This window comes from Curtobacterium sp. MCLR17_054, assembly GCF_003234335.2.
Lineage (GTDB): Bacteria > Actinomycetota > Actinomycetes > Actinomycetales > Microbacteriaceae > Curtobacterium > Curtobacterium flaccumfaciens.
In genome coordinates, this window is record NZ_CP126263.1 from 954,414 (window position 1) to 980,563 (window position 26,150).

21 protein-coding genes and 1 tRNA gene are annotated in these 26,150 nt (G+C 71.3%); 14 read left to right on the forward strand and 8 right to left on the reverse strand.

What is annotated here, in order from left to right:
* The first annotated feature begins 112 nt into the window (after positions 1-112).
* Complete coding sequence (nudC, locus tag DEJ08_RS04650; RefSeq protein ID WP_111054514.1) at positions 113-1,048, forward strand: NAD(+) diphosphatase; 936 nt, start codon at positions 113-115, stop codon at positions 1,046-1,048.
* Positions 1,045-2,811 (forward strand): ATP-dependent helicase, encoded by a 1,767-nt coding sequence (locus DEJ08_RS04655; protein WP_181436798.1) that lies wholly within the window; start codon positions 1,045-1,047, stop codon positions 2,809-2,811. Before nudC ends, DEJ08_RS04655 begins: the two co-directional genes overlap by 4 nt.
* Here the strand turns inward: DEJ08_RS04655 and DEJ08_RS04660 are convergent.
* Together DEJ08_RS04660 and DEJ08_RS04665 are read right to left on the reverse strand one after the other, a co-directional pair.
* Complete coding sequence (locus DEJ08_RS04660; RefSeq protein ID WP_111046326.1) at positions 2,702-3,559, reverse strand: TOMM precursor leader peptide-binding protein; 858 nt, start codon at positions 3,557-3,559, stop codon at positions 2,702-2,704. The genes DEJ08_RS04655 and DEJ08_RS04660 overlap by 110 nt on opposite strands.
* A gap of 60 nt (positions 3,560-3,619) precedes the next feature.
* Positions 3,620-5,038, reverse strand: coding sequence for a zinc-dependent metalloprotease (locus DEJ08_RS04665; RefSeq protein ID WP_111054513.1), 1,419 nt, complete (start codon positions 5,036-5,038; stop codon positions 3,620-3,622).
* A gap of 152 nt (positions 5,039-5,190) precedes the next feature.
* Here DEJ08_RS04665 and DEJ08_RS04670 point away from each other — a divergent pair, with 152 nt between their 5' ends.
* The 4 genes from DEJ08_RS04670 to DEJ08_RS04685 all read left to right on the forward strand — a co-directional run bounded on the left by DEJ08_RS04670 (position 5,191) and on the right by DEJ08_RS04685 (position 10,602).
* The gene (locus DEJ08_RS04670) at positions 5,191-6,300 is read left to right on the forward strand and encodes a YlbL family protein (protein WP_111054512.1); all 1,110 of its coding nucleotides are present in this window, start codon (positions 5,191-5,193) and stop codon (positions 6,298-6,300) included.
* Positions 6,301-6,465: 165 nt separating this feature from the next.
* The gene (locus tag DEJ08_RS04675) at positions 6,466-9,453 is read left to right on the forward strand and encodes a UPF0182 family membrane protein (protein ID WP_181438987.1); all 2,988 of its coding nucleotides are present in this window, start codon (positions 6,466-6,468) and stop codon (positions 9,451-9,453) included.
* Positions 9,454-9,516: 63 nt separating this feature from the next.
* Positions 9,517-9,593, forward strand: a tRNA-Met gene (locus DEJ08_RS04680).
* Between the two features lie 169 nt (positions 9,594-9,762).
* Positions 9,763-10,602: a carbon-nitrogen hydrolase family protein gene (locus tag DEJ08_RS04685; RefSeq protein ID WP_111054511.1), complete on the forward strand. Its 840-nt coding sequence runs from the start codon at positions 9,763-9,765 to the stop codon at positions 10,600-10,602.
* Positions 10,603-10,634: 32 nt separating this feature from the next.
* Here DEJ08_RS04685 and DEJ08_RS04690 read toward each other — a convergent pair whose 3' ends face one another.
* Positions 10,635-11,843 (reverse strand): aminotransferase class I/II-fold pyridoxal phosphate-dependent enzyme, encoded by a 1,209-nt coding sequence (locus tag DEJ08_RS04690; RefSeq protein ID WP_111054510.1) that lies wholly within the window; start codon positions 11,841-11,843, stop codon positions 10,635-10,637.
* A 191-nt stretch (positions 11,844-12,034) separates the two neighbouring features.
* Between DEJ08_RS04690 and DEJ08_RS04695 the strand changes: the two genes are divergently transcribed.
* The 5 genes from DEJ08_RS04695 (at position 12,035) to DEJ08_RS04715 (ending at position 18,264) form a co-directional block, all read left to right on the forward strand.
* The gene (locus DEJ08_RS04695; RefSeq protein ID WP_258367063.1) at positions 12,035-14,017 is read left to right on the forward strand and encodes a S1C family serine protease; all 1,983 of its coding nucleotides are present in this window, start codon (positions 12,035-12,037) and stop codon (positions 14,015-14,017) included.
* Between the two features lie 182 nt (positions 14,018-14,199).
* The gene (locus tag DEJ08_RS04700; protein WP_071405450.1) at positions 14,200-15,243 is read left to right on the forward strand and encodes a glycosyltransferase family 2 protein; all 1,044 of its coding nucleotides are present in this window, start codon (positions 14,200-14,202) and stop codon (positions 15,241-15,243) included.
* A 4-nt stretch (positions 15,244-15,247) separates the two neighbouring features.
* Positions 15,248-16,069 (forward strand): CDP-alcohol phosphatidyltransferase family protein, encoded by an 822-nt coding sequence (locus tag DEJ08_RS04705; protein WP_110864465.1) that lies wholly within the window; start codon positions 15,248-15,250, stop codon positions 16,067-16,069.
* A 26-nt stretch (positions 16,070-16,095) separates the two neighbouring features.
* Positions 16,096-16,989 (forward strand): glycosyltransferase family 2 protein, encoded by an 894-nt coding sequence (locus DEJ08_RS04710; RefSeq protein ID WP_111054578.1) that lies wholly within the window; start codon positions 16,096-16,098, stop codon positions 16,987-16,989.
* A 42-nt stretch (positions 16,990-17,031) separates the two neighbouring features.
* Positions 17,032-18,264, forward strand: coding sequence for a CDP-glycerol glycerophosphotransferase family protein (locus DEJ08_RS04715; RefSeq protein WP_111022640.1), 1,233 nt, complete (start codon positions 17,032-17,034; stop codon positions 18,262-18,264).
* 47 nt (positions 18,265-18,311) lie between these two features.
* Here DEJ08_RS04715 and DEJ08_RS04720 read toward each other — a convergent pair whose 3' ends face one another.
* From DEJ08_RS04720 to DEJ08_RS04735, 4 genes are all read right to left on the reverse strand, one after another.
* The gene (locus tag DEJ08_RS04720; protein WP_071405447.1) at positions 18,312-18,614 is read right to left on the reverse strand and encodes a hypothetical protein; all 303 of its coding nucleotides are present in this window, start codon (positions 18,612-18,614) and stop codon (positions 18,312-18,314) included.
* Positions 18,615-18,730: 116 nt separating this feature from the next.
* Positions 18,731-19,501, reverse strand: a complete 771-nt coding sequence (locus tag DEJ08_RS04725) for an ABC transporter ATP-binding protein (protein WP_071405446.1) — start codon at positions 19,499-19,501, stop codon at positions 18,731-18,733.
* Complete coding sequence (locus DEJ08_RS04730; RefSeq protein WP_084741093.1) at positions 19,501-20,325, reverse strand: ABC transporter permease; 825 nt, start codon at positions 20,323-20,325, stop codon at positions 19,501-19,503. Before DEJ08_RS04730 ends, DEJ08_RS04725 begins: the two co-directional genes overlap by 1 nt.
* Before the next feature lie 44 nt (positions 20,326-20,369).
* The gene (locus tag DEJ08_RS04735; RefSeq protein ID WP_110862735.1) at positions 20,370-21,065 is read right to left on the reverse strand and encodes a phosphocholine cytidylyltransferase family protein; all 696 of its coding nucleotides are present in this window, start codon (positions 21,063-21,065) and stop codon (positions 20,370-20,372) included.
* A gap of 297 nt (positions 21,066-21,362) precedes the next feature.
* Here DEJ08_RS04735 and DEJ08_RS04740 point away from each other — a divergent pair, with 297 nt between their 5' ends.
* The 3 genes from DEJ08_RS04740 to DEJ08_RS04750 all read left to right on the forward strand — a co-directional run bounded on the left by DEJ08_RS04740 (position 21,363) and on the right by DEJ08_RS04750 (position 24,588).
* Positions 21,363-22,634 carry an ABC transporter ATP-binding protein gene (locus DEJ08_RS04740; protein WP_258367062.1) on the forward strand — a complete coding sequence of 424 codons (1,272 nt, stop codon included), beginning with the start codon at positions 21,363-21,365 and terminating at the stop codon, positions 22,632-22,634.
* On the forward strand, positions 22,610-24,181 hold the full coding sequence (locus tag DEJ08_RS04745) for an ABC transporter permease (RefSeq protein WP_111054509.1): 1,572 nt from the start codon (positions 22,610-22,612) through the stop codon (positions 24,179-24,181). The genes DEJ08_RS04740 and DEJ08_RS04745 overlap by 25 nt, the downstream gene beginning before the upstream one ends.
* Positions 24,182-24,327: 146 nt before the next feature.
* Positions 24,328-24,588 (forward strand): DUF3039 domain-containing protein, encoded by a 261-nt coding sequence (locus tag DEJ08_RS04750; RefSeq protein WP_099051947.1) that lies wholly within the window; start codon positions 24,328-24,330, stop codon positions 24,586-24,588.
* Positions 24,589-24,760: 172 nt separating this feature from the next.
* Here DEJ08_RS04750 and DEJ08_RS04755 read toward each other — a convergent pair whose 3' ends face one another.
* Positions 24,761-26,050 carry a nicotinate phosphoribosyltransferase gene (locus DEJ08_RS04755; RefSeq protein ID WP_027464599.1) on the reverse strand — a complete coding sequence of 430 codons (1,290 nt, stop codon included), beginning with the start codon at positions 26,048-26,050 and terminating at the stop codon, positions 24,761-24,763.
* Positions 26,051-26,150 lie beyond the last annotated feature (100 nt).

Sequence of the window (26,150 nt, forward strand, 5' to 3'; positions counted from 1 at the left end):
CTCAGGGTAGGCGCGTGACGCGTGCACGGCTGCACGCCACGCTGTTCGGCGGCCCGCACGCCCACCGCACGTCTCCTGCACGTCCGCACCCGATCCGAGGAGCTCTCCCGCCGTGACCGTCGAGTTCGCCGCCCGGCTCCCGCTCTCCCGCAACGAACTCGACCGCGACGCCGAGTTCCGCACGACCGACGACGTCGAGCGTGTCCTGCGCGAGGACGAGCGCACCCGGTACCTGCCGGTGCGCGGTGCCGAGATGCTCCGGAACGCCGACGGCACCCTGCGCTTCGTGACCGCGACGGAGATCCCGGTCGACACCGTGACCCTGTACCTCGGCCGTGCGGTGTCGGACGCCGCCGATGCCCCGGCGGGTACCCGCTTCGTCGCCGCCCTGATCGACGGCGCGACGGCGACCGCCATCGAACCCGACGACGACGCCTGGCAGAGCCTCCGGATGTTCGGCACCGAGCTCTCGCCGCGCGACCAGGGCCTGGCGGTCGAAGCCGTCGCGATGGCCAACTGGCACGCCGTGCACGGCTTCTCGCCGCGCACCGGGTCGCCCACCGCCGTCGTGAGCGGCGGATGGGTCCGCCGCGACCCCGAGGGGCACGACCTCTTCCCGCGCACGGACGCGGCGATCATCGTCGGGGTCGTCGACGCCGACGACCGGATCCTGCTCGGTTCCAACGCCGCGTGGGACGCCGACCGGTACTCGCTGCTGGCCGGGTTCGTCGAGCCGGGGGAGTCGTTGGAGGACGCCGTCCGCCGCGAGGTCTGGGAAGAGTCCGGCGTCCGTGTCGAGGAGCCCGAGTACCTCGGCTCGCAGCCGTGGCCGTTCCCGGCGTCGCTGATGGTGGGCTTCCGTGCCCGCGCAGCCGGCGGTGACCCGACGACCGCCCGCCCCGACGGCGTGGAGATCCTGGACGTCCGGTGGTTCTCGCGCGACGAGATCCGCGAGCGCGCCGGCGACACCCTGCTGCTGCCGGGACGCACCTCGATCGCCCGCGCCATCATCGAGGAGTGGTACGGCGGGCCGCTGGACCTGCCGTGAGCGTCACCGGTCCGCGCGGTGCAACGGGTGCCGGGGCAGTCGAGCCCCGGCCGCCGTCGCCCGACGAACTGCTCGCCGCGCTCGACGCCGAGCAGCGGACGGTCGCCCGCACCCTGCTCGGTCCGGTCGCCGTGCTCGCCGGCGCAGGGACGGGCAAGACCCGCGCGATCACGCACCGGATCGCCTACGGCGTCGCCACCGGGACCTACGCGCCGAACCACGTCCTCGCGCTGACCTTCACGACCCGTGCCGCAGGCGAACTGCGGTCGCGCCTGCGCGCGCTCGGGGCCGGGACGGTCCAGGCGCGCACCTTCCACGCCGCGGCGATGGCGCAGCTCAGCTACTTCTGGCCGGACACCGTCGGCGGGCACGCCCCCAAGATCGTCGAGTCCAAGGGGCGGATGATCGCCCACGCCGCGGACACGGTCGGCATGCACGTCGACACCCCGGTGCTCCGCGACCTGGCCGCCGAGGTCGAGTGGCGCAAGGTGCAGATGCTCTCGCTCGACGAGTACGAGGCCGCCGCCGCCGACCGGGTGATGCCGCGCGACACCACGCCGCGCCGGGTCATCGACCTGATGAAGGCGTACGAGCGACTGAAGGACGACCGGCGGCAGTTGGACTTCGAGGACGTCCTGCTGGCGACCCTCGGCATGGTCGAGTCCGAGCCCCGCGTGGCGTCGTACGTGCGGCAGCAGTACCGGTTCTTCGTCGTCGACGAGTACCAGGACGTCTCGCCCGTGCAGCACGACCTGCTGCGGGCCTGGCTGGGCGGCCGTGACGACCTGTGCGTCGTCGGTGACGCCAGTCAGACCATCTACTCGTTCGCCGGCGCCTCGAGCGACTACCTGCTCGGGTTCGGGTCGGAGTTCCCGCGCGGGTCGGTCCTGCGCCTCGAGCGGAACTACCGCTCCACCCGCGAGGTCGTGTCCGCGGCGAACACGCTGATGCGCGGCCAGCCCGGCGCGCTCGACCTGGTGGCCCAGAGCCAGGAGCCGGGCCCGGAACCGGTCGTGCTGGCCTGCGTCCACGACGGTGACGAGGCACAGACCATCGCCCGGCGCATCGCCGAGCTCGTCGGGGCCGGAGCGTCCTACGGGGACTGCGCCGTGCTCTTCCGCGTCGGAGCGCAGTCCGCTGCGCTCGAGTCCGCGCTCGGCCGGAACGGCATCCCCTACCGCGTGCAGGGCGGCACCCGGTTCTTCAACCGCCCGGAGGTCAAGCTCGCCGTCCACCACATGCGCGGCGAGGCGATCCGGCAGACCGACGACGAGTTGACCCGACGGGTCCGGCTGGTGCTGCAGGTCAGCGGCTGGACGGAGACGCCGCCGGAGGGCACCGGCGCAGTCCGTGAGCAGTGGGAAGCGCTGCAGGCGATCATGGGCCTGGCCGAGGACGCCCCCGCCGGCACGACGATGCAGCAGTTCACCCAGGACCTGGTGGACCGTGCGGCGACGCACCACGAGCCCGAGGTCGATGCCGTCACGCTCGCGACGCTGCACTCGTCGAAGGGTCTGGAGTGGCCGCACGTGGTCATCGCCGGCGCCGCCGAGGGGCTCCTGCCGATCTCGCACGCGTCGACCGACACCGAGGTGGACGAGGAACGACGCCTGTTCTACGTCGGGCTGACACGCGCCCGCCGTTCCGTCACGATCACGTGGTCGCAACAGGGCTCCACGCGTGGGGGAGCCCGGGCTCCGAGTCGGTTCCTGGCAGCGCTCGGCACGCGCACCGCGGATGGGGCCGGACCGGCGAACGGCTGACCGACAGGTCGTCGCGCTCGAAGACGAGCTGGTCGGGGTCGGCTCGTTGCGTCCGGAGCGGGAGTCGTTCCAGCAGCATCCGCGTCGTGGCAGCGGCCACCGCCGCCGCCCGCCACGGGGACAGCGGTGTCGGGTGCCGCCCCCACACCTGGGCGGCGATGGCCGGCCAGGCCGGGTCGTCGTCGACGCGTGCGTACTCAGCACACTGGAGGCACGGCCCGGCTCCCGGCACGACGAACGGACCGAGACGGACGCGTCCGTCGCCGACGACGACCGCCAGGTGCGGCACACCCCGGCGGGTCCACGCGGCGCGGAGCGCCGGGTCGACGACGTGGTCGGCCACCACCACGGCCAGGCGCGGTTCGGGCTCGGGCAGCACGATCGGCCCTCCGGCGGGCGCGGTGGTGCGGCTGACCGTCACGCCTTCGCCGGACAGGAACGTCGCCACGGCGTCGGCGAGGACACCGGCGCCGTGCACCTCGATGCGTTCGAGCGGCTCGGGCAGGACCTCGACCACCGCGGGCGACGCGGCACCGAGCACCCCGGCAGCACGTTCCGGGGAACACCCCGACGCTGCCGCGAGCCCGGACAGCACGTCGTGCCCGGTCTCGCGTCGCAGACCGTTGAGGAACCGTTCTTCCCCCGTGGTGGGCACCGCGACGACGGCGCGTGGAGGATCGACCCCGAGCTGGACCGTGGCGGGGTCACGCCAGACGAACTCGAGCGTCGGATCGATGCGGATGCCCATGACCCCACGGTGCCGGAGTGTGCGGCTCGCGTGGGGTCACCAGGGGGATCTGTGGAGAACTCAGCGGGGCTGGTCGCCCGTGTCGTTCCCGGGTTCGTCGCCCGCTCCACCCTCGGTGTCGTCGGCCACGCGGCCGGATTCGTCCTCGTGCGGACGTGCACCGGTCGAGTCGTTCAGCAGGTCCTCGAGGGCCTTGTCGAACGCGTCGTCCTCGTCGGTCTGGGACGGGTTCCGCAGCCGTGCGACGAGGGCATCGGGTGCGTCGACGTCGTCCGAGGTCGGCACCAGGTCGAAGTGCGACCAGAGGGCGTCACGCTGTTCGGCGCCGAGCTCGTCGGTCACCCGCTGCCACATCGCGGCGGCTTCACGCAGACGACGCGGACGCAGCTCGAGGCCGACGAGTGTCGCGAACGCCGACTCGGCCGGGCCGCCGGCCGCACGGCGACGGCGCACCATCTCGGCGATCGCTCCGGCCTTGGGGAGACGGACCGTGGCCGCGGCGGTGACCGTGTCCACCCAGCCCTCGACCAGGGCGAGCATCGTCTCGAGTCGGGCGAGCGCGGCGTCCTGCTCGGCGGTCCGCGGCGGGATGAGGGCACCCGAGGCGAGTGCGTCGCGCAGCTGCTCCTGGTTGGTCGGGTCGATGTCGGCCGCGAGTTCCTCGACGCGGTCGAAGGGGATGTGGATGCCCCGCGCGTAGTCCGTGATGGACGAGATGATGTGCAGCCGGAGCCACCGTGCCGACCGGAAGAGCCGGGCGTGGGCGAGTTCGCGGACCGCGAGGTAGATGCGGACCTCGTCCTCGGAGACGTCGAGGCCCTCGGCGAACTCGGCGACGTTCTGGGGCAGGAGTGCTGCGACCTGCTCGTCGAGGAGCGGCACGCCGACGTCACCGCCGGACACGACCTCCTTCGACAGCTGCCCGACGACCTGGCCGAGCTGGATCGCGAACAGCGCCCCGCCGATGCCGCGCATCGCCTTCGAGACGTCGCCGAGCATCGCCTTGAGCTGCTCGGGAGCACGCTGGTCGATCGCCTCGGTCAGGGCATCGGCGATGCTGAAGGCCACCGGCTCGGCGATCTGCGTCCACACCGGGACGGTCGCCTTGGCCCACTGCTCACGCGTGTAGAGACTCGGGGTCGCGGTGAGCTCGGCGACGGTCGTGACCTCGTCGAGCCACAGCGCGGCGACCTGGAACGCCTGGTCGGCCGCCTGCGAGGTGGCCGGGTCGACGGGGTGGCCGCCGTCCCGAGCGATCGCGCTGGCGCGTTCCACGGTGGCCGAGAAGTCGATGCCGTCACCGCCGGACTGCGCGGCACGCTGGAGCTGGCTCATCAGGTTCGCCACGGAGGCCGGGTCGTTCGGCAGACCGGCGGCACCGGCGAGCTGCGACGGGTCGATCTGCCCCTCGCCCGAGAGCAGCTTGCGCAGCATCTCCTGGAAGTCGTCGTCCGGCCCCGGCTGTGGTTCATCAGGCATGCCGACTACGCTAATCGCTGCTCACGGGGCCGCACCTGGGATGCCCCCGTGGGAACGCCCGAAGCGCTGCGCCCAGGGCGAACAGCCCCGTCGCGAGGCGCGGGCGACCACCCTGCCGCCAGGCGCGGGTGCCCACCTCGGAAGGACCCCGCGTGACCCTCTTCGCCCCCGCGCCCCGTCGTCGCTCGCGTGCCCGGACCGTCGGGTGGGCGTTCCTGATCGGCGCGGTCGTGCTGGGACTGCTGGCGAGCCTGCTGCCCAGCCCGTACCTCATCGAGGTCCCCGGGCCGGTCTACAACACCATCGGCACGCAGGAGCAGGGGACGGGCAAGGACGCGAAGGACGTCAAGCTCATCCAGGTGTCCGGCCACGAGACGTACCCGACGGCCGGCGCCCTCGACATGCTCACCGTCGGCATCCAGGGCGACGCCACGAACCGCCCGTCGTGGACCAGCGTGATCCGCGCGATCTTCACCAGGTCGCAGGCGGTGATCCCGGTCGAGGCGATCTACCCGAGCGGCACCACGACCGAGCAGGTGAACGAGCAGGACTCCGCCGACATGCAGGCGTCGCAGCAGTCAGCCGTCGCCGCCGCGCTCATCCAGCAGGGGAACGACCTGCCCACCGAACTCGAGGTCAGCGCCGTACAGGCGGGCTCAGCGGCCGACGGCACGATCGAGAAGGGCGACGTCATCACAGCGTTCGACGGCAAGTCGCTCACGACCAACGCCGACGCGGTGAGCCTGCGCGAAGCCGTCGCGCAGCACGGCACCTCGAGCCCCGCGACCGTCACCGTCGAACGGGACGGCGCGACGAAGGACGTCCGGGTGACGCCGCGCAGCGAGCAGGGCACGGCGCTGCTCGGGGTCGGCGTCACCGAGCGCTACGAGTTCCCCTTCAAGGTGTCGATCCGCCTGCAGGACGTCGGCGGTCCGTCCGCCGGCATGATGTTCGCGCTCGGGATCATCGACGAGATCACGCCGGGCAAGCTGAACGGCGGAAAGCACGTCGCGGGCACCGGCACGATCACGGCGGCCGGCGAGGTCGGCCCCATCGGCGGGATCCGGCAGAAGCTCTACGGTGCCGCGGACGCGGGCGCCACGGTGTTCCTCGCCCCCGCGGACAACTGCGACGAGGTCGTCGGGCACGTGCCGGACGGGCTCGACGTCTACAGCGTCTCCACGCTCGACCAGGCCGTCACCGACCTGCAGACGATCGCCGACGGCGGGAGCACCGCGAAGCTCGCTCGCTGCGGGTCCTGACCCGGTCCTGAGCCCCCGTACAGGTTCACGCTCGGTCCGGTCCCATAGGATCAGTGTCACTGACGGCCCGCCGCGAGCCGGGCCCGCCGGTCCGACACGTCTGGAGCACATCAAGTGACGACAACCTCGTCCACCTCGGGGCGGCGTTCGCCGCGGGTCCCCATCGTGGTCACGATCATCGTGCTGGCCGCACTGGTGATCGCCTTCTTCATCTTCGCCAGCCTGTACACCGACTACGCGTGGTTCGCGCAGCTCGGGTTCCAGCAGGTCCTCACCACCCGGTGGGTCGCCGGGACCCTGATGTTCCTGGCGGGCTTCCTCGGCATGGCGGTCCCGGTCTTCGTGAGCATCGCGCTCGCGTTCCGGTTCCGGCCGGTCTACGCGAAGCTCAATTCGCAGCTCGACCGCTACCAGCAGGTCATCGAGCCGCTGCGGCGCGCCGTGATGATCGGCATCCCCGTGGTCCTCGGCATCTTCGCCGGGCTCTCGACCGCGGGCCGCTGGAGCATGGTCCTCGAGTACTTCAACCGCACGCCGTTCGGCAAGACCGACCCGCAGTTCGGACTGGACATCGGGTTCTACGTGTTCGAGCTGCCGTTCTGGCGCTCGATCGTGGCCTACTCGTCGGCCGTCGTCCTCATCGCCGGCCTCGCCGCGCTCGCTGCGAGCTACCTCTACGGTGCGCTCCGCTTCGGTGGTCGCGAGGTCCGGATCTCCCGTGCCGCGCGCATCCAGCTGGCGGTCACGGCGGCGCTCTACATCGCGCTGCAGGCCGTCAGCCTCTGGCTCGACCAGTACGCGGCGCTGACGAAGTCGAACTCGCTCATCACCGGTGCCCAGTACACCGACGTCAACGCGGTGATCCCGGGCCGCGAGATCATGGCGGGCATCGCGGCGATCGTCGCGCTGCTCTTCATCGTCACGGCGGTCATCGGCCGCTGGCGCATCTCGATCGTCGGCACGGGCCTGCTGCTCGTCGCCGCGATCGTCGTCGGCGGCATCTACCCGTGGGTCGTCCAGCGTCTGCAGGTGAAGCCCTCGGAGCGCACCTTCGAGTCCGCCTACATCGAGCGGAACATCAAGGCCACGCGTGACGCCTACGGCGTCGCCGGCGTCGAGGAACAGAACTACGACGCCACGACCGAGACGAGCTCGGGTGCGCTCGCGAAGGACGCGCAGACCACGGCCAACATCCGTCTCATCGACCCGAAGATCGTCTCCGACACGTTCAGCCAGCTGCAGCAGTACCGGCAGTACTACCAGTTCCCGAAGGAGCTGGACGTCGACCGCTACGACGTCAAGGGCGAGACCGAGGACACCGTCATCGCGGTCCGCGACATCGACCTCGCCGGGCTCAGCTCGGCCGCGAACACGCAGTACAACCGGGCGTTCGTCTACACCCACGGCTACGGCGTCACCGCGGCCTACGGCAACCAGCGCGCGAGCGACGGCAAGCCGGTGTTCCTCGAGTCCGGCATCCCGTCGAACGGTGCACTGGGCGACTTCCAGCAGCGCGTGTACTTCGGTGAGACCTCGCCGCCCTACTCGATCGTGGGTGCTCCGAAGGGCACGAAGGACGTGGAGCTCGACTACCCGTCCGGTTCCGACGACGACAACGGCGGCAACGCGACCACCACCTACGCCGGCGACGGCGGTCCGAGCCTCGGCAACTTCTTCAACCGGCTCGTCTACGCCGCGAAGTTCCAGTCCGAGCAGATCCTGCTCTCGAACGCGGTGAACAAGGACTCGCAGATCCTCTACGACCGCGACCCGATCACCCGCGTGCAGAAGGCAGCACCGTACCTGACCGTCGACAGCGACGCCTACCCGGCGATCGTCGACCACCGCATCCAGTGGGTGGTGGACGGATACACCACGAGCGACGCGTACCCGTACTCGCAGAGCCAGAGCCTGTCGGACAGCATCGCCGGCGCCGAGTCCTCGACGTACCGCACCGACCAGGTGAACTACATCCGGAACTCGGTGAAGGCCACCGTCGACGCCTACACGGGCAAGGTGACGCTGTACACGTGGGACACGAAGGACCCGGTCCTGAAGACGTGGCAGAAGATCTTCCCGACGTCGATGAAGCCGGTGTCGAGCATGAGCGCCGAACTCCTCGACCACGTGCGGTACCCGACGGACCTGTTCAAGGTGCAGCGCTCGATCCTCGGGACGTACCACGTGACCAACGCCAACTCGTTCTACTCGGGTGACGACGCGTGGAACACCCCGCAGGAACCGACCAGCACGGCGACGTCGGACAGTGACGCCGACACCGCGGCGACGTCGACGAACGCGCTCGGCGCGCAGACGACGACGACCGCCAACAGGGCGAACCTGCAGGACCCGTACTACCTGACGATGAAGGTGCCGGGGCAGGGGACGGCGTACTCGCTGTACACGACCTACATCCCGCAGCAGTCGGCCGGGGCGAACAACCGCAACGTGCTGACCGGCTACCTGGCGGTGAACTCCGACGCGGGTGGTGCCGGCAAGGGCGAGAAGGCGTCGGGCTACGGCAAACTCACGCTGTTGACGATGCCGAAGACCGACAACATCCCGGGCCCCGGGCAGGTGCAGAGCCTCTTCAACGGTGACTCGACCGTGTCGCAGGAGCTGAACATCCTGAAGCGGGGCAACTCGACCGTGAAGCAGGGCAACCTGCTCACGCTCCCGGTCGGCGGTGGGTTCCTCTACGTGCAGCCCGTCTACGTCCAGTCGACCTCGAGTGGTTCGTACCCGCTGCTGCAGAAGGTCCTCGTGGCCTTCGGCGACAAGATCGCGTTCGAGGACACCCTCGACGAGGCGCTGAACTCGCTGTTCGGCGGCGACTCCGGTGCCGCGGCGGGCGACTCCGGCGCGAGCGGCAGCGGTTCCGGCAGCGGTTCCGGTTCCGGTTCCGACAGCGGGTCCGGCTCCGACACGGGGTCCGGTTCCGACACGGGTTCCTCGGGCTCCGGCTCGACCGGCTCCACGGGTTCCGGCTCGACGGACAACGACGCCCTGCAGGAAGCTCTGGCTGACGCCAAGGCAGCCCTGCAGGACCGCCAGGAGGCCTACGCCGACAACGACCTGGTCGCCGCGGCGGAAGCCGACCAGCGCCTCCAGGACGCGATCGAGGCCGCCACGGCAGCCGAGAACGGCAACTGACACACCGTGGCGGGGCACTCGATTTGTGTCCCGCCACGGCCCCGTGTAGGCTTCTAAACGTGCCGCGGGGTGGAGCAGTTCGGTAGCTCGCTGGGCTCATAACCCAGAGGTCGTAGGTTCAAATCCTGCCCCCGCAACCAAGCGTCACATGAAGGCCCCGGTCCAACAGGACCGGGGCCTTCATCGTGTCCCCGCCGCGAGACGCCCCGACGCGAGACGCGAGTCGCGAGACGCCCGGCGCAGGACACCCGGCGCAGGACGCCCAGCCGCAGGCCCGCCCGCCGCAGACCCCCGGGTACGCTCGGCTCCATGGCCACCCTCACGATCGCGGCGGCGCAGTTCGCCCCCGTGGACGACCCCGTCGCCAACCTCGACACGGTGCGCACCGCCGCGGTCGACGCGGCGGACCGTGGCGCGGACCTCCTCGTCACGCCGGAGTACACCTCGTACTTCACCGCCGACATCGACGATCGGTTCGTCGCGGCCGCGCAGTCCCTGGACGGTCCGTTCGTCTCCGGCCTCCGCGACATCGCCCGCGAGACGGGCATCGCCCTGGTCGTCGGGGTCGCCGAGTCGGCAGACTCGCCGGAGCGTTTCCGGAACACCCTGGTCGCGGTGCTCCCGTCGGGCGACCTGGCGGCGACGTACCGGAAGGTCCACCTCTACGACGCCTTCGGCTCGCGGGAGTCGGACCGCATCGAGTCCGGCGACCCGGAGCAGCTGCCGGTCTTCGACCTCGGCGGGGTCCGTGTCGGGCTCGAGACCTGTTACGACCTGCGATTCCCCGAGGTCACGCGACGGCTCGCCGCTCCCGAGACCGGCGCGGCCGACGTCGTCGTCCTCCCGGCGGAGTGGGTGCGCGGCCCCGGCAAGGAGCACCACTGGCGCACGCTCCTCACCGCCCGCGCGATCGAGAACACCGTCTGGGTCGTCGGGGTCGGGCAGACGCCGCCGATCGGGATCGGCGGCTCGGTCGTCCTCGACCCGTCGGGCGTCGCGGTCGTTTCGGCCGGCGCTTCGCCGATTACGCTCACCGCCACGATCGACACCACCGTCACCGACGCCGTCCGACGGGTGAACCCGTCGCTGTCGCTGCGGCGCTACGACGTCGCACTGCGCACCCTGCCTGGAGGCCCGGGGCAGCCCTGATGCGTCGGTCGCGTCCCCGACGCGGTCGCGTCTCAGGCGCCGGGGCGCGCTCCGAGGGTCGCCAGGCGTGCGGCGGCGTCCTCCAGGACACTCCGGCGCTTGCAGAACGCGAAGCGCACCAGGGACCGGTAGCCGGAGACCCGGTCCGGGCGGACGAACGCCGAGACCGGCACGCCCGCGACACCGGCCAACGCGGGCAGTTCGAGGCAGAACGCACGGGCGTCGTCGTACCCGAGCGGCGCGGCGTCGGCGAGCACGAAGTAGCCGCCGTCGGGTCGCATCACGTCGAACCCCGCCGCCGTCAGTCCGTCGGCGAGTAGTTCGTGCTTCGCGCGCAGGTCGGCGGCGATGCCGGTGAAGACCGCGTCGGGCAGGCGGAGTCCCACGGCGACGGCCGGTTGGAAGGGCGCGCCGTTCACGAAGGTCAGGTACTGCTTCACCGTCGTGATCGCGTCGACGAGTGCCGGCGGAGCGGTGAGCCAGCCGACCTTCCACCCGGTCGTGTTGAAGGTCTTGCCCGCGCTCGACACCGACACCGTCCGCACGGCGGCGCCCGGCAGGGTCGCGATGGGCGTGTGTGGGACGTCGAACGTCAGGTGCTCGTAGACCTCGTCCGTGATGATCACCGCGTCGCGCTCGGTGGCCAGGTCGACGATCGTCTGCAGCACCTCGGTGGGCAGGACCCGGCCGGTCGGGTTGTGCGGGGTGTTCACGAGCACGGCGCGGGTGCGGTCGGTGAAGGCCGTGCGGAGCGTGCGCTCGTCGGGCAGGAAGTCGGGCGCGGTGAGCGGGACCGTGACGTGCACGCCGCCGGCCAGCCGGATGAGCGCGCCGTAGGCGTCGTAGAACGGCTCGAAGGTGATCACCTCGTCACCGGGTTCGACCAGCGCGAGGACCGTGGCGGCCAGCGCCTCGGTGGCGCCGGCGGTGACGAGGACCTCGCGGTCGGGGTCCACCTCGAGCCCGTACCACCGCTGCTGGTGCTCGGCGATCGCCGCCCGCAGGTCAGGGGTGCCCCGGCCCGGCGGGTACTGGTTCACGCCGTCGCGGATCGCCTGCACCGCGGCCTCGAGCACCTCGGCCGGCCCGTCCTCGTCGGGGAAGCCCTGCCCCAGGTTGACCGCGCCGGTGCTGGCGGCGAGGGCGCTCATCTCGGCGAACACCGTCGGTGCGGGGACCCCGTCCGGTCCCAGCAGCATCGCTCCGTCGGCGGCTCGCAGCCACGGTCCTGCCTGGCGCATGTGGTTCCCTCCCGTGCGGGCGACGACGCGTCGCGCTGAACGGACCCCAACCTAGCTGTCCGTCCCGCGGCGGACCGGGCCACCGTGTACAGCGCACGCATAAGATCGCCAGGGGTGGCTCGCAGCCTCGCCAGAAGGACCGCTCAGGTGCTTGCGACAGACTGCACGAGCTTGAAAGGAGCACGTCCAGCATGACCGACACCACGCCCAACGGGCAGGGCGACGACCGCCGTCCGGACGATGCGGCTCCGCCTGCCGCCAGTGAGGACGCCGCAGCAGCGGCCACGAGAGGGAACACGTCGATGCCGAACGACTCCGACCAGCCGGACGAGACCCGTCGCCCGAACCAGGACCAGAACCAGAACCAGAACCAGAACGACGAGACGACCCCGGACCACACGGATGTGATCCCGTCGTCGACGGACCACCCGACCGACCGGTACACCGCGCCGTACCCCGCGGTCTCGGGCGACTTCTCGGGAGCGCAGCAGGGCGGCTACGGCGAGCAGACGTCGCCGTACGGCCAGCAGCCCCAGCAGAGCCAGAACCCGTACGGCCAGCAGTCGCAGTACGGCCAGCAGACGCCGCAGGCCCAGAACCCGTACGGCCAGCAGAGCCAGTACGGCCAGCAGCCCCAGAACCCGTACGGGCAGCAGAGCCAGTACGGCCAGCAGCCCCAGAACCCGTACGGCCAGCAGTCCCAGTACGGCCAGCAGCCCCAGAACCCCTACGGCCAGCAGTCCCAGTACGGCCAGCCGGGCGGCGAACGCCCCCGCTACGGCGAGTACGCCCAGCCGACGTCCTCGACCGCTCCGAGCTCGTCCTCCGAGTACGCAAACGCGTCCGCGCAGGCTCCGCAGTCGGCCACGAGCGGCTTCGGTGACGTCGACGGCGCGAACCAGCGCAATGGTCACTACTTCAGCGACGACGCCTCGGGCGCCGCGGCGACCACGACGACCAAGGACCGCTCGGGCCGCAACAAGCTGGTCCTGCCGATCATCGCCGGCGTGGTCGTTGCTGGGCTCGTGGGTGGCGGCGCCGGATGGCTCGCCTCGTCGGCGACCAACGACGGTGGCAGCGTGGTGTCCTCCGGTTCGTCGCAGGGCGGCAACCTGACCGTCAACGACTACGACTCCGCCACCGTGGTCACGGCCGTCGCGGCACAGGCGACCCCGTCCGTCGTCACGATCAACGTGTCCGCGAGCAACGAGGCCGGCACCGGTTCCGGCGTGGTGATGAGCAAGGACGGCTACATCGTCACGAACACCCACGTGGTCACCCTCGACGGCGACAGCTCGAACGGCCGGATCACCGTCACGACCTCGAACGGCAAGATCTACGCGGGCAAGCTGATCGGTACCGACCCGACGGTCGACCTCGCGGTCATCAAGATCGACGCGACCGACCTCAAGCCGATGGAGTTCGCGGACTCGTCCAAGCTCAACGTGGGCGACACCGCGGTCGCGATCGGCGCGCCCCTGGGCCTGTCGAACACCGTCACCGACGGCATCGTCTCGACGCTGAACCGCAGCATCCAGGTCACCTCGAGCGCCCCCAGTGAGGGCGGCGACTCGAACGAGGGCGGCAACGGCGGCTCGGGTCCCTTCGACTTCTGGGGCAACGGGGACAACGGCAGCAGCTCGTCCGCGAACACCACCGTCTCGCTCCCGGTCATCCAGACCGACGCATCGATCAACCCGGGCAACTCCGGCGGTGCGCTGCTCGACTCGAAGGGCCGGCTGATCGGCATCAACGTGGCCATCGCCTCGGCTGGCAGCTCGTCGTCGTCGGAGTCGGCCGCCGGCAGCATCGGCGTCGGCTTCTCGATCCCGGCCAACCTGGTCAAGCGGGTCGCGAACGAGATCAAGGACAACGGGTCGGCGACCCACGGTCTCCTCGGCGCAACGGTCGGCGACGCCACCGAGGACGCCAGCGCCACCCAGGTCGGCGCCCTCATCAAGTCGGTGTCCAACGGCGGTGCCGCGGCGAAGGCCGGTCTGCAGAAGGGCGACGTCGTCACGAAGATCGGTTCGGCGTCGGTCTCCGACGCCACCGACCTGACCGCGCAGGTGCGCTTCTTCGCGGGTGGCGCCTCGACGACGATCAGCTACGTCCGCGACGGCCAGACCCGACAGGCCGACGTGAAGCTGGGGACGTTCGACAGCAAGGGCTGACGCCACCACACGACGGACAGGAGGCCCGGGGCACGACGTGCGCCGGGCCTCCAGTCCGTCACGGGGCGCGTCCCGCGCCGGCGCAGGTGGGCGGTTCGGCCTCTTGATAGGCTCATGGTCGCTCTGCGGGGCGGCACCGCCCCGGTGCGTCCCGTGCCGCCAGCCAGCACCCCGAGGTACGCATGCAGTCAGACGGACAGCCCCTGCCGGGCGTCTCGTACGTGATGCCCGTGCTCAACGAGGTCACCGAGGTCCGGGCCGCCGTCGGCAGCCTGCTCGACCAGGACTACACGGGCCCGTTCGAGGTCATCCTCGCGCTCGGGCCGTCGATCGACGGCACGAACGAGCTCGTCGCCGAGATGAGCGCTGCCGACCCCCGGATCCGCGCGATCGACAACCCGGTCGGGTCGACGCCCGCCGGGCTGAACGTGGCGATCCGTGCGTCCGTGCACCCGGTCGTCATCCGGGTCGACGCGCACTCGGTCCTGCCGACCGACTACACGCGCATCGCGGTGCACACGCTCCTCGAGTCCGGTGCGGACAACGTCGGCGGCATCATGCGCGCCGAGGGCCGGACCCCCTTCGAGCGGGCCGTCGCCCTGGCCTACGGCAGCCGTGTCGGGCTCGGTGGCACGCCGCACCACGTCGGCGGCACCGCGGGCCCGGCCGAGACCGCCTACCTCGGCGTGTTCCGACGCGAGCGGCTGTTCGACGTCGGACTCTTCGACGAGGGCATCAAGCGCGGACAGGACTGGGAACTCAACCGGCGGCTGCGCCAGACCGGCGGGACCGTCTGGTTCACGCCCGAACTCGTCGTCACGTACCGCCCGCGGCCGAGCCTGAAGCGCCTGGTGCGGCAGTTCGTCGCCACCGGGCTGTGGCGCGGCGAGCTCGCGCGTCGGTTCCCGGCCAACAACGGCCTGCGCTACTTCGTGCCGCCGGCCATGGTGGCGGCGATGGCGCTGGGCATCGTCGCCGGGCTCGTCGGCATCGTCGGCGCCGTGCTCGGTACCCCGCTCGCCTGGGCGCTGCTCGGGTTCGTGGTGCCCGTCGTCTACCTGCTCTTCGTCGTCCTGGGGTCGATCGCCGTGGCGCGCCGCTCCGGGCTGCCGACGCTCCTCTGGCTGCTCGTCGTGCTGCCGTGCATCCACGTGGGCTGGGGGCTCGGGTTCATCATCGGGTTCCTGACCCGCACGTCCGAGCTGACCACCCACACGGGACGGTGACCGAATGACCGACCAGCCCACGACCGGCCGCGGATCCGCACGGCCGACCTCGATCGCCGAGCTCCGGGCCGTCGCCCAGCCGGACGAGGTCCGTGCCCGCGCCAACGCCGAGCACTGGACGGCCTCGCTGTACCTGCGCGACGTCTCGCCGTACCTGACCTGGGTGCTCCTGAAGACCCGCGTCAGCGCGAACCAGGTCACCGGCCTGATGATCCTGGTGGGCTGGAGCGTCGCCGCCGCCCTGCTCATCCCCGGCATCTGGGGCGCCGCGCTGGCGCTCGTGCTCGGCCAGCTGCAGATGCTCGTCGACTGCTCCGACGGCGAGGTCGCCCGGTGGCGCGGCACGAAGTCGCCCGCCGGGGTGTTCCTCGACAAGGTGGGGCACTACACGACCGAGGGCCTGATCCCGGTCGCGCTCGGCATCCGGGCAGCCACCTGGCCGATCCACGACGCCGACTGGATGTGGACCACGATCGGCTGCGCACTCGGCCTGGTCATCGTGCTGAACAAGGCCCTGAACGACATGGTGCACGTGGCCCGCGCGAACGCCGGGCTCGACAAGCTCGTCGACCGGCGGGACGCCTCCACCGCGCCGTCGGGTCGGAAGCTCGCATCGCTCCGCCGTCTGGCGAAGTTCCTGCCGTTCCACCGCCTGTACCACTCGGTCGAGCTGAGCATGCTCGCGTTCGTCTTCGCCCTGCTCGCCCTGGTGATCGGCGACCCGCTCGCCAGCAGGATCCTGGTCGGTGCGCTGTTGCCGCTCGCGGTGCTCGCGACGGTCGGGCACTTCCTGGCGATCATCGCCTCGAAGCGGGTCAAGGCGTGACCGAGGACACGACCGTGCCCGGAACGATGCGCCGCCACGCGGTGGCGCACCGCGGACGACCGCGCGTCGCCGTCGTGAGCCTGTCGCAGGGCACCCGGCCGGACGACCTGCGCCGCGGGCTGGACAGCGTGCTCGCGCAGCAGGACGTCGAGCTCGACGTCGTCTGCGTCGGCAACGGCTGGGCGCCGACCGGACTGCCGGACGGCGTTCGGGCGCTGGCCCTGCCCGAGAACGTCGGGATCCCGGCCGGGCGCAACGCCGGGGCCGAGGTCGTCGACGGCGACTACGTGTTCTTCCTCGACGACGATGCGTCGGTGCCGTCGCCGACGTTCCTGCGCGACGCGATCGCGGTGTTCGAGCACGATCCGTCGCTCGGCCTCGTGCAGCCGCGGGTCGTCGACCCCACGGGCGCCGCGAACCCCCGCCGGTGGGTGCCGCGGATCCGGAAGGGCGAGCCGGACCACTCGTCGCCGGTCTTCTCGGTCTGGGAAGGCGCCGTCGTGCTGCCGATGGACGTGTACCGGGCCGTCGGCGGCTGGGGTGCCGAGTACTTCTACGCCCACGAGGGCATCGAGCTCGCCTGGCGCGTCTGGGACGCCGGCCGTCGGACCTGGTACGCCGGGGACCTCGTCGCGCACCACCCCGCGATAGACCCGGCGCGGCACGCCGAGTACTACCGGTTGAACGCCCGGAACCGGGTGTGGCTCGCTCGGCGCAACCTGCCGACGGTGCTGCGACCGCTGTACGTGGGGTCGTGGGCCGCGATCCAGATCGCGCGCTGGTGGCGTCACCCCCGCCGACTGGCCACCTGGTTCGGTGGGATCCGTGAAGGATGGACGACCGACTGCGGTCCGGTCCGCCCGATGGGCTGGCTCACAGTCGCACGGATGACCATCGCAGGGCGGCCGCCGGTCGTCTGACCCGCCCGCCCCGTACCGCCCGAGCAGACCCGGAGAACGACCATGTCGATCATCAGCGACCTGCGGACCGCACTGCGGCTCGTCGAGCGACTCCTGACGTCGCGCCGAAGCCGGCGGCAGCTCGCACAGCGACTGCCGTCCGCGCCGAAGCCGGCGCCCGGTTCGGTCGAGATCGCCGTGTACTTCGCCGACGGTCCGGTCAACATGTACCAGGTGCGCCAGTGGTACGCGCCGCTGGCCGAACTCGCGAAGACGCACCCGGTGGCGATCGTCTCGCGGAGCCCGGGCACCATGCTGACCCTGCTCGACGAGTCGCCAGTGCCCGCGGTCTACGCCCGGCAGGTGGTCGACCTCGAGCACTTCGTCGACACCCAGGCGCCGAAGGTGGTGCTGTACGTCAACCAGAACGCCCGCAACTTCCAGATGATGCGGTACGGGCGGATGTGGCACGTCTTCGTCAACCACGGCGAGAGCGACAAGATGTACATGACCACGAACCAGTTCAAGGCGTACGACTACGCCCTGATCGCGGGGGACGCAGCACGCGATCGTCTGGCCGAGGCGCTGTGGGACTACGACCTGGACGCCCGGACCATCGCGATCGGACGCCCGCAAGCCGACCACTTCGCCGGAGCGGCCCCGTACCCGGACGACGACCGGACCGTCGTGCTCTACGCCCCGACGTGGGAGGGCGACCGCGGTGCCGCAGCGTACGGGTCGATCGCGTCGCACGGCACGGTCATCGCCGAGCAGGTGCTGGCGTCGCCCCGCCACCGGCTGGTCTACCGCCCGCACCCGCGCAGCGGTGTGCTCGACCCGGCGTACCGCGCGGCGCACGAGCGCATCGTGGCGGCGATCAGCGCAGCCAACGCCGCCGATCCCGCCGCGCACCACCTGTACGACGACGGCGGTGACCTCGGCTGGCAGCTGGCGGACGCCGACGTGGCGATCACGGACATCAGCGCGATGATCTACGACCGGCTGGCGGTCGGCAAGCCGCTCATCGTCACGCGACCGGTCTCGCCCGAGGCCGACGTCGACGAGCGGGGTTACCTGAGCGACGCGAACTGGCTGACCGCGGCCGATGCCCCGTCGGTGCTCGCCCGTGTCGACGCGGCCGCGAGCGACGCCGAGGAGCTCGCACGCCTGCAGCACTGGGTCGCACGGTACTTCGGCGACACGACCCCGGGTGCCGCCACGGAGCGGTTCCACGAGGCCGTGGAGTGGCTGCTCGAGCGGTGGCGGACCGTCGCGGCCGAACGCGACGGGCGCTGACGGCCGATCGTCACCCCGGGTGCTCCGTGGCGCAGGTCGGCGCAGGGTCACGGCTGGAGCCCCGGCCCGACGAGTGACATCCGCCAGAGGTACTCGGACCGGTCGGGCCGACGCCACCGCACGATGACGACCCCCGTGTCCTCGGGGTCGGCGCCGAACACCGCCAGCGACAACGACCTGCCCGGGTCGAGGCGGCGCACCGCGAGCGGCGGGCAGTAGCCGTTGCCCAGATGGGTGAGGGAGAGCCCGTCGACCGGCTCGGGGCCGGTGTTGACGAGGTCGTACCGACGCGGTGCGTGCGATCGGTCGACGGCGAACGGGACGGCGTACGCGGTTGGTGGGTGGTGCATGGGTGGAACGCTAGGGGGAGGGTCCGACGGCGGGACCCCGGGGGCGCTCACGAGGGCCGGGGCTGTGGAGGGAGCCAGCGATACCGGTGTTGGTGCAGGGGGAGTACCCCGGCCGGTCAGGAGCCGTAGTCGGCCGCGTACCGGGCCAGCGCGGCCTCGATGGTGCCGTCGAGCTGCAGACGACCCTTGTCGAGGTAGAGCCCCCGGTCGCAGAAGCGACGGAGGTCCTTGTCGCTGTGGGAGACGAAGAACAGCGTCCGGCCGCCGGCCAGGAGCTGCTCGATCCGCTTGTAGCACTTCTCGCGGAAGGCCTTGTCGCCCACCGCCAGCACCTCGTCGACCAGGATGACCGGCTCGTCGAGCCGCGAGATCACCGCGAACGCGATGCGGACCTTCATGCCGCTCGACAGGTGCTTGTAGGGGGTGTCCACGAAGTCGGCGATCTCAGCGAAGTCGATGATCTCGTCGAAGGCGTCGCGGATCTCGGCCCGTGACATGCCGTGCAGGCCCGCCGTCAGGTACACGTTGTCGCGCACCGTGAGGTCCCCGACGAAGCCACCGGTGATCTCGATGAGCGGGGCGACGCCGGCACCCACGTCGACGCGGCCCTCGTCGGGCAGCATGACCTGGGCCACGAGCTTCAGCAGGGTCGACTTGCCCTGGCCGTTCCGTCCCACGACGCCGATCGCCTCGCCAGGGCGGACGTCGAACGACACGTTGCGGAGCGCCCAGAACTCATCGGCACGCTTCCGGCGCCCGCGTCCGGCGAACAGGTCCTTGAAGTTCCGGCTCGCGCGACGGTTGCGCTTGAAGCAGATGCCGGCGTCGCGCACCGAGATGACCGGTGCGACGGTCTCGGTGCGACGGGTCTGGTCGGTCGCGGTCATCACAGCTCCTTCAGCACGCGGTGCTCGCTGCGGCGGAACACCGCGAACCCGATCACCAGGACGATGCCGGTCACGACCACCGAGGCGCCGACCTCGAGCCAGTCGAGCTGGCCGGGGAAGAACGCCGCGCGGTACATGCCGAAGATGCCGGTGAGCGGGTTGATCGCGGCGATGTCACGCAGGGCGGAGGGCAGCGCGTGCGTGCCGTAGATGATCGGGGACGCGTAGAACAGGAAGCGCAGCACGAGCTTGGTGGCGCGCTCGAGGTCACGGAAGAAGACCACCAGCGGCGCGACGATGAGGCCCAGGCCGTAGACCAGCGCGCACTGCAGCACGATCGCCAGCGGGAAGAACACGACCTGCCAGTGCAGGTGGGCGCCCGTCGCGATCGCGAAGGCCGCCAGGACCGGCAGGCTCAGCAGGAACTCGATGCCCTTCGACGCGATGATCCGTGCCACCCAGATGGTGCGGGGGATGGTGGTCGAGCGGATGAGCTTCGATTCCTTGATGAACGCCCGGGTGGAGTCCGAGACGCCGCCGGTGAACCACATCCACGGCAGCAGCGCGGACAGCAGGAACACGATGTACGGATCCTCACCGACCGAGCCGCGGTGGAAGACCTGCGTGAAGACGAACCAGTAGATCCCCGACATCACGAGCGGGTCGAGGATCGACCACACGTAGCCGAGCGCCGACGTCGAGTAGCGGACCCGGAGGTCGCGGACGGTCAGCAACCACAGGGCCTGACGATAGCGCCGACCGGCGCTCCGGGCCTTCGCGGGTGCGGGAGCCACGGGCGCGGTCGGCGCACTCGCTGTGGTCACGGTTTCCCTCCGGGCGGAACCGCCGAGGGGGTCCTGACGGTGGTTCAGGCGAACAGGTTGTTCGCGCGCTCGAGGTCCTCGGCGAAGTCGATCTCGACCGCGTACAGGTCGGAGATGTCGATCGGCGTCCAGCGTAGCCCGTCCTCGGCGATGGCAGCCTCGATGCCGCCCTCGAAGTACTCCTGATCGTCGACGCGCCCGAGCTGGCGGATGAGGGCCTGCTTGTCGGCGGCGGAGACGTAGTTGATGCCGACGGCTTCGCCGAGACCCCCGACGACCTGCTTGGAGAGCTTGTGGATGAAGCCCTCGGCGTCGACGGTGTACTTGACCTCTTCGTCGGAGACCTTGTCGGTGTTGACGCTGACGAAGGAACGGCCCTCGTCGATCATGTCGGCCGCACGGACGAGCGCCATCGGGTCGAAGACCACGTCGCCGTTCATCCAGAGGACACCGCTCTTGCCGGTGGCCTTGAGGGCACGCAGCAGGCTCTTCGAGGTGTTGGTGGAGTCGTAGGACTCGTTGTAGACGAAGTTCGCGTCGGGGAACGCCTCGACGATGTGCTCCGACTTGTAGCCGACGACGATCGTCACGCGGGCACTCGAACCGAACGCGGCGCGGATGTTGTCGAACTGCTGCTGCATGATGGTGCGGCCGTCACTGAGCTCCGTGAGCGGCTTCGGCAGGCTGCGGCCGAGACGGCTGCCCATCCCCGCTGCGAGGATCACGATCTGCGTGGTCATGCTGGTCCCTTCTGGTGTCCGCCCGCGCACCCTGGGGTACGGGCGGGCCTCGTCGAGTCTGCGCTTCCAACGTCCGAGTTGCCCGAGAACCGGTCGCGTCGACGTGGTCGTCGCAGCGAGGAGGCTGCCGGGATCGCCTGCTGGAGCAGGTTTCCAAGTGGTGAACACTCCTTCGTGCCCTGGTGAATGATACGGAAACACCCCCTCGCGGGGTACGGGTCTGCGTGCTTCGTACTCAATTCGTGACCCTGGCCGCGACGGTTCCCGACGATCGGAGAGCGTTGGTACGGTGGGTCGATGCCAGCGCGAGCAGAGGACGAGGACGTGTACGCCACGGCCGACGCTGCCTGGATGACCGAGGCGGGGGACGCCGACGACGCGGACACCGCCGCGGCTGCTGAGGACGACGCAGCCGACGACGACACGGGGGACACTGATGCGGACGACGCCGCCACTGATGACGCGATGACCGACGGGACGGCCGTCCGCACCGACGCGACGACGGCGACCCACCCGGACGACGCGACGACCGGCACCGACGCTGCGACCGAGACCCGCACCGACGACACGACGACGGACAACCGCACCGACGACACGACGGCCGCAGCGCCCCGCCCCGCGAAGGCGCGCAACGGCAAGGGACGCACCAAGCGCCCGACGAAGGCCGCCCCGCGGACCGACGCCGCGCCTCCCGTCCCGACCGACGCGGACGACGCGACGGACGTCGCCGACCGGGCGAGCACCGCCGCGCCCGCGGCGAAGAAGCGTGCGCCCCGCACCGCCGCCCCGAAGCAGCCGCAGACGCTCCAGCCCGTGGTGCTCGCGGCGAACGGCCTGGTCAAGCGGTACGGGCAGACCCTGGCCGTCGACGAGGTCGACCTCGAGATCCGGCAGGGCTCCATCTTCGGCGTGGTCGGCCCGAACGGCGCCGGCAAGACGACGACCCTCTCCATGATCACCGGACTGCTGCGCCCCGACGCCGGCTCGGTGACGGTGCTCGACCACGACGTCTGGGCCGACCCGACGGCGGCGAAGCGCAGTCTCGGTGTGCTGCCGGACCGGCTCCGCCTGTTCGACCGGCTGACCGGCGCGCAGCTCCTCTACTACTCGGCCACACTCCGCGGGCTCGACGGGGCCACCGCCCGGAAGCGCAGTGCCGACCTCGCCGAGGCCTTCGGGCTGGGCGAGGCGCTCGGCCGCCAGGTCGCCGACTACTCCGTCGGCATGGCGAAGAAGATCGCCCTGGCCGCGACCCTGATCCACTCGCCGCGGGTGCTCGTGCTCGACGAACCGTTCGAGTCGGTCGACCCGGTGAGCGCGGCGACGATCACGGACATCCTGCGCCGGTACACCCGGGGTGGCGGCACGGTCGTGCTGTCCAGCCACTCGATGGAGCTCGTGCAGCGCACCTGTGACTCGGTCGCCATCATCGTCGGCGGCAAGGTCCTGGCGTCCGGCACCATGGCCCAGGTCCGCGGGCGCAAGAGCCTCGAGGACAAGTTCGTCGAACTCGCCGGCGGTCGTGTCGTCGCGGAGAGCATGGAATGGTTGCACAGCTTCTCCGGCTGAGGGCGGACCTGCTCGCGGGCGAGGTCCGCGGCACCGCCCGCCGGTCCGTCGCCGTCGTGCTCGCCAGCCTCGTCGGACTCCTCGCCGCCGTGTTCGTCGCGTCGCAGACCATCGCCCTCGGTGACGCCGACCCGGACGTCGCGCGTGCCGTCATCGTGCCCGTCAGCACCCTGATCACCTTCGGCTTCACGGTCGTGCCGCTCGTCGTCGGCCGGAGCGACCAGCTCCACCCGCGGCGCTTCGCGGTCTTCGGCATCGAGCGCCGTCGCCTGGCGATCGGCCTCGTCGTCGCCGGCCTCGTCGGCATCCCGGTGATCGGCGTGGTCGTCGTCGCGGTCGGCCAGGTCGTCGCCTGGGCCCGCGACCCCGGTCTCGGGCTGCTCGCGGTGCTCGGCGGGCTGCTCGGCGTCGCCACGTGCGCGCTCCTCATCCGGGTCTGCTGCACCGTCGGCTCCCGGCTGATCGGGCCGGACCGCTCCCGCGACGCCGGGTGGCTGGTGGCGCTCGTCATCATCGCGCTCTCGATCCCGACGGTGGCGCTGCTGCTGCGCGTGGACTGGCTCGACCCGCAGGGTGCCGAGATGCAGCGCGTCGCGGACGTCGCCGGGTGGACCCCGTGGGGTGCCGCGTGGGCCGTGCCCGCCGAGGTCGCGAGCGGCCACGTCGGCGCGGGTGTCCTGAAGCTCCTCGTCGCGGTCGCCGTCGTCGCGCTCCTCGCCTGGGCGTGGTGGGCACTCGTCGGCCGAGCGCTCGAGACCGTCGACGACCGCGCCCGCACCCGCCGCTACCAGGGCCTGGGCTGGTTCGACCGGTTCGGTTCGGCCCCGGTGTCGGCCGTCGCCGCCCGGGCGCTCACCTACTGGGTCCGCGACCCGCGGTACCGCACGTCGTACCTGATCATCCTGCTCGTGCCGATCGTCGTCATCCCGCTCGGTGTCGCCGGGGTGCCGTGGCAGTGGACCGCGCTCGTGCCGCTGCCGCTGATGGCCCTGATCGCCGGGTTCCTGCCGCACAACGACGTCTCGTACGACAACACCGCCGTGTGGCTGCACGTCGCCTCGGGTGCGCCCGGGTGGAGCGACCGGCTCGGTCGTGTCGTGCCCGTGCTCGTCGTGGGGGCGCCCGCGATCGTCGCCGGGGCCGCGCTGTCCGCCCGGCTGTTCGGGGACTGGGCGGCGTTCCCGCTGCTCATCGGCGTGAGTGCGAGCGCGCTGCTGTCCGGCCTCGGGTTGTCGAGCGTCCTGTCGGTGCTCATGCCCTACCCGACGGTGCGGCCGGGCGACCACCCCTTCCAGCAGCCCCAGGCCGCCGGCGTCACCGCCACGGTCGCGCAGGCGTCCATGGTGATCGGCATCGTGCTCTGCACGGTCCCCGCAGCCTGCCTCGCGGTGCTGGCCGTCGTGCAGGGTCCGGAGCCCTGGTCGGTCCTGACGCTCCTGGTGGGCATCGGGGTCGGTGCCGTCGTGCTCGTGATCGGTGTCTCCGCCGGCGGACGCCTGTTCGACCGCCGCGGCCCCGACCTGCTCGCCGCGGCACAGCGCAACTAGCGGCTCGGCGCAACGAGCGGCACAGCGCAACGAGCGGCGCAGCGCAACGAGCGGCGCAGCGCACCGAGCACCGAGCGACTCCGCGCGACGATCGCCCAGCGCGGACGAGCGGCGCGCCCGAGGGCGGACCGTCGTACCCTGGACCCATGAGCATGACGGAACCAGGCGGCGGCCTCGACGTGATGGACCGGGAGCTCGAGAAGCTCCTCGAAGACGAAGCGATCGAACCCGGTGACCACGAGCGGTTCTCGCACTACGTGAAGAAGGACAAGATCCTGCAGTCGGCCCTGTCCGGCAAGCCGGTCAAGGCCCTGTGCGGCAAGAAGTGGATCCCGGGTCGCGACCCGGAGAAGTTCCCGGTCTGCCCGGACTGCAAGGCCATCTACGAGAAGATGAAGGCCGAGTAGCCGCGACCAGCAGACGGACGGGAGGCCCGTGGCGACGCCGCCACGGGCCTCCCGTCCGTCATCCGGTCGCTTCGTGAGCAGCAATGGTCGGGTCCGTCACGCAGACCCGACCATTGCTGCTCACGAAGCGGCGTCGCGCGACGCGACGCGACGCGCGCGCGACGCGCGCGCCCTAGATCACCAGGGTGGGGATGGCGGGGTCGCCGCGACCGATGCGCGACGCGTCGGCGGGCAGCTCCGCCTTCGCGCGCTTGTGGTGCGCGCGTGCGGCCTCGACGCCCTGCGTGCCGAGGAACGCCGGGTCGACCTCGCCGCCGGTGACCACGGGGACCAGCAGTGGCCGCTCGTCCGGACCGACCTGCGCACCCGTGAGCACGATCTCGGCGGTGGCGACGCCGTTGCGGAGTCGTCGACCCGCTTCCTTCCGGCCGCCGATCGACGCCTTGTCGGCCGACTTCTTGGCGACGGGGACCCAGTCGCCGCCGTCCGCGTCCCGGTGCGCGACGAGCTTGAACACCATGCCGGCGGCCGGGTGCCCGGAGCCGGAGACGACCGAGGTGCCGACGCCGTACGAGTCGACCGGGGCGGCCCGGAGCGCGGCGATCGTGTACTCGTCGAGGTCGTTCGTCACCGTGATCTTCGTTCCCGTCGCGCCGAGGCGGTCGAGCTGCGCACGCACGGCGGCGACGACGGACGGCAGGTCACCGCTGTCGATCCGGACGCCGCCGAGCTTGCCGTCGGTGAGCCGGACGGCCGTCTCGACCGCGGCCTCGATGTCGTAGGTGTCGACGAGCAGGGTCGTGCCGCTGCCGAGCGCGTCGAGCTGCGACCGGAACGCCTGCTCCTCGGAGTCGTGCAGCAGCGTGAAGGCGTGCGCGGCGGTGCCCATCGTGGGGATGCCCCAGGTGCGCCCGGCCTCGAGGTTGCTCGTCGCACCGAAGCCGGCGATGTACGCGGCACGGGCGGCGGCGACGGCGTTCCACTCGCCGGTGCGGCGGGAGCCCATCTCGGCGAGCGGGCGGCCGTCGGCGGCGGACACCATCCGGGCGGCGGCCGAGGCGATCGCGGAGTCCGCGTTGAAGATGCTCAGGGCGAGGGTCTCGAGCACGACGGCCTCGGCGAAGGTGCCCTCGATCTGCAGGATGGGGGAGTTCGGGAAGTAGACCTCGCCCTCCCGGTAGGCGCGGACGTCACCGCTGAACCGGTAGTCGGCGAGCCACGAGGCGGTGCCGGCGTCGATGACACCGCGGTCGCGCAGGAACCCGATCTCCTCGTCGCCGAAGCGGAAGTCGCCGAGGGCGGTGAGGAAGCGTCCGAGCCCGGCCGCGACGCCGTAGCGGCGGCCGTCCGGCAGCCGCCGGGCGAACACCTCGAAGACGCATCGGCGGTCGGCGGTGCCGTCCTTCAGGGCGGCGTCCACCATGGTGAGCTCGTACTGGTCGGTGAGGAGCGCGCTGGTCACGTCTCCGACACTAGTGACGTACCGGTGGGGAGGCCCGGATCACCCCGTGCGCCCGGCCTGCGTGGCGCGCGTGGCCGCGTCGGTGCTGGTCGGCCTGCGT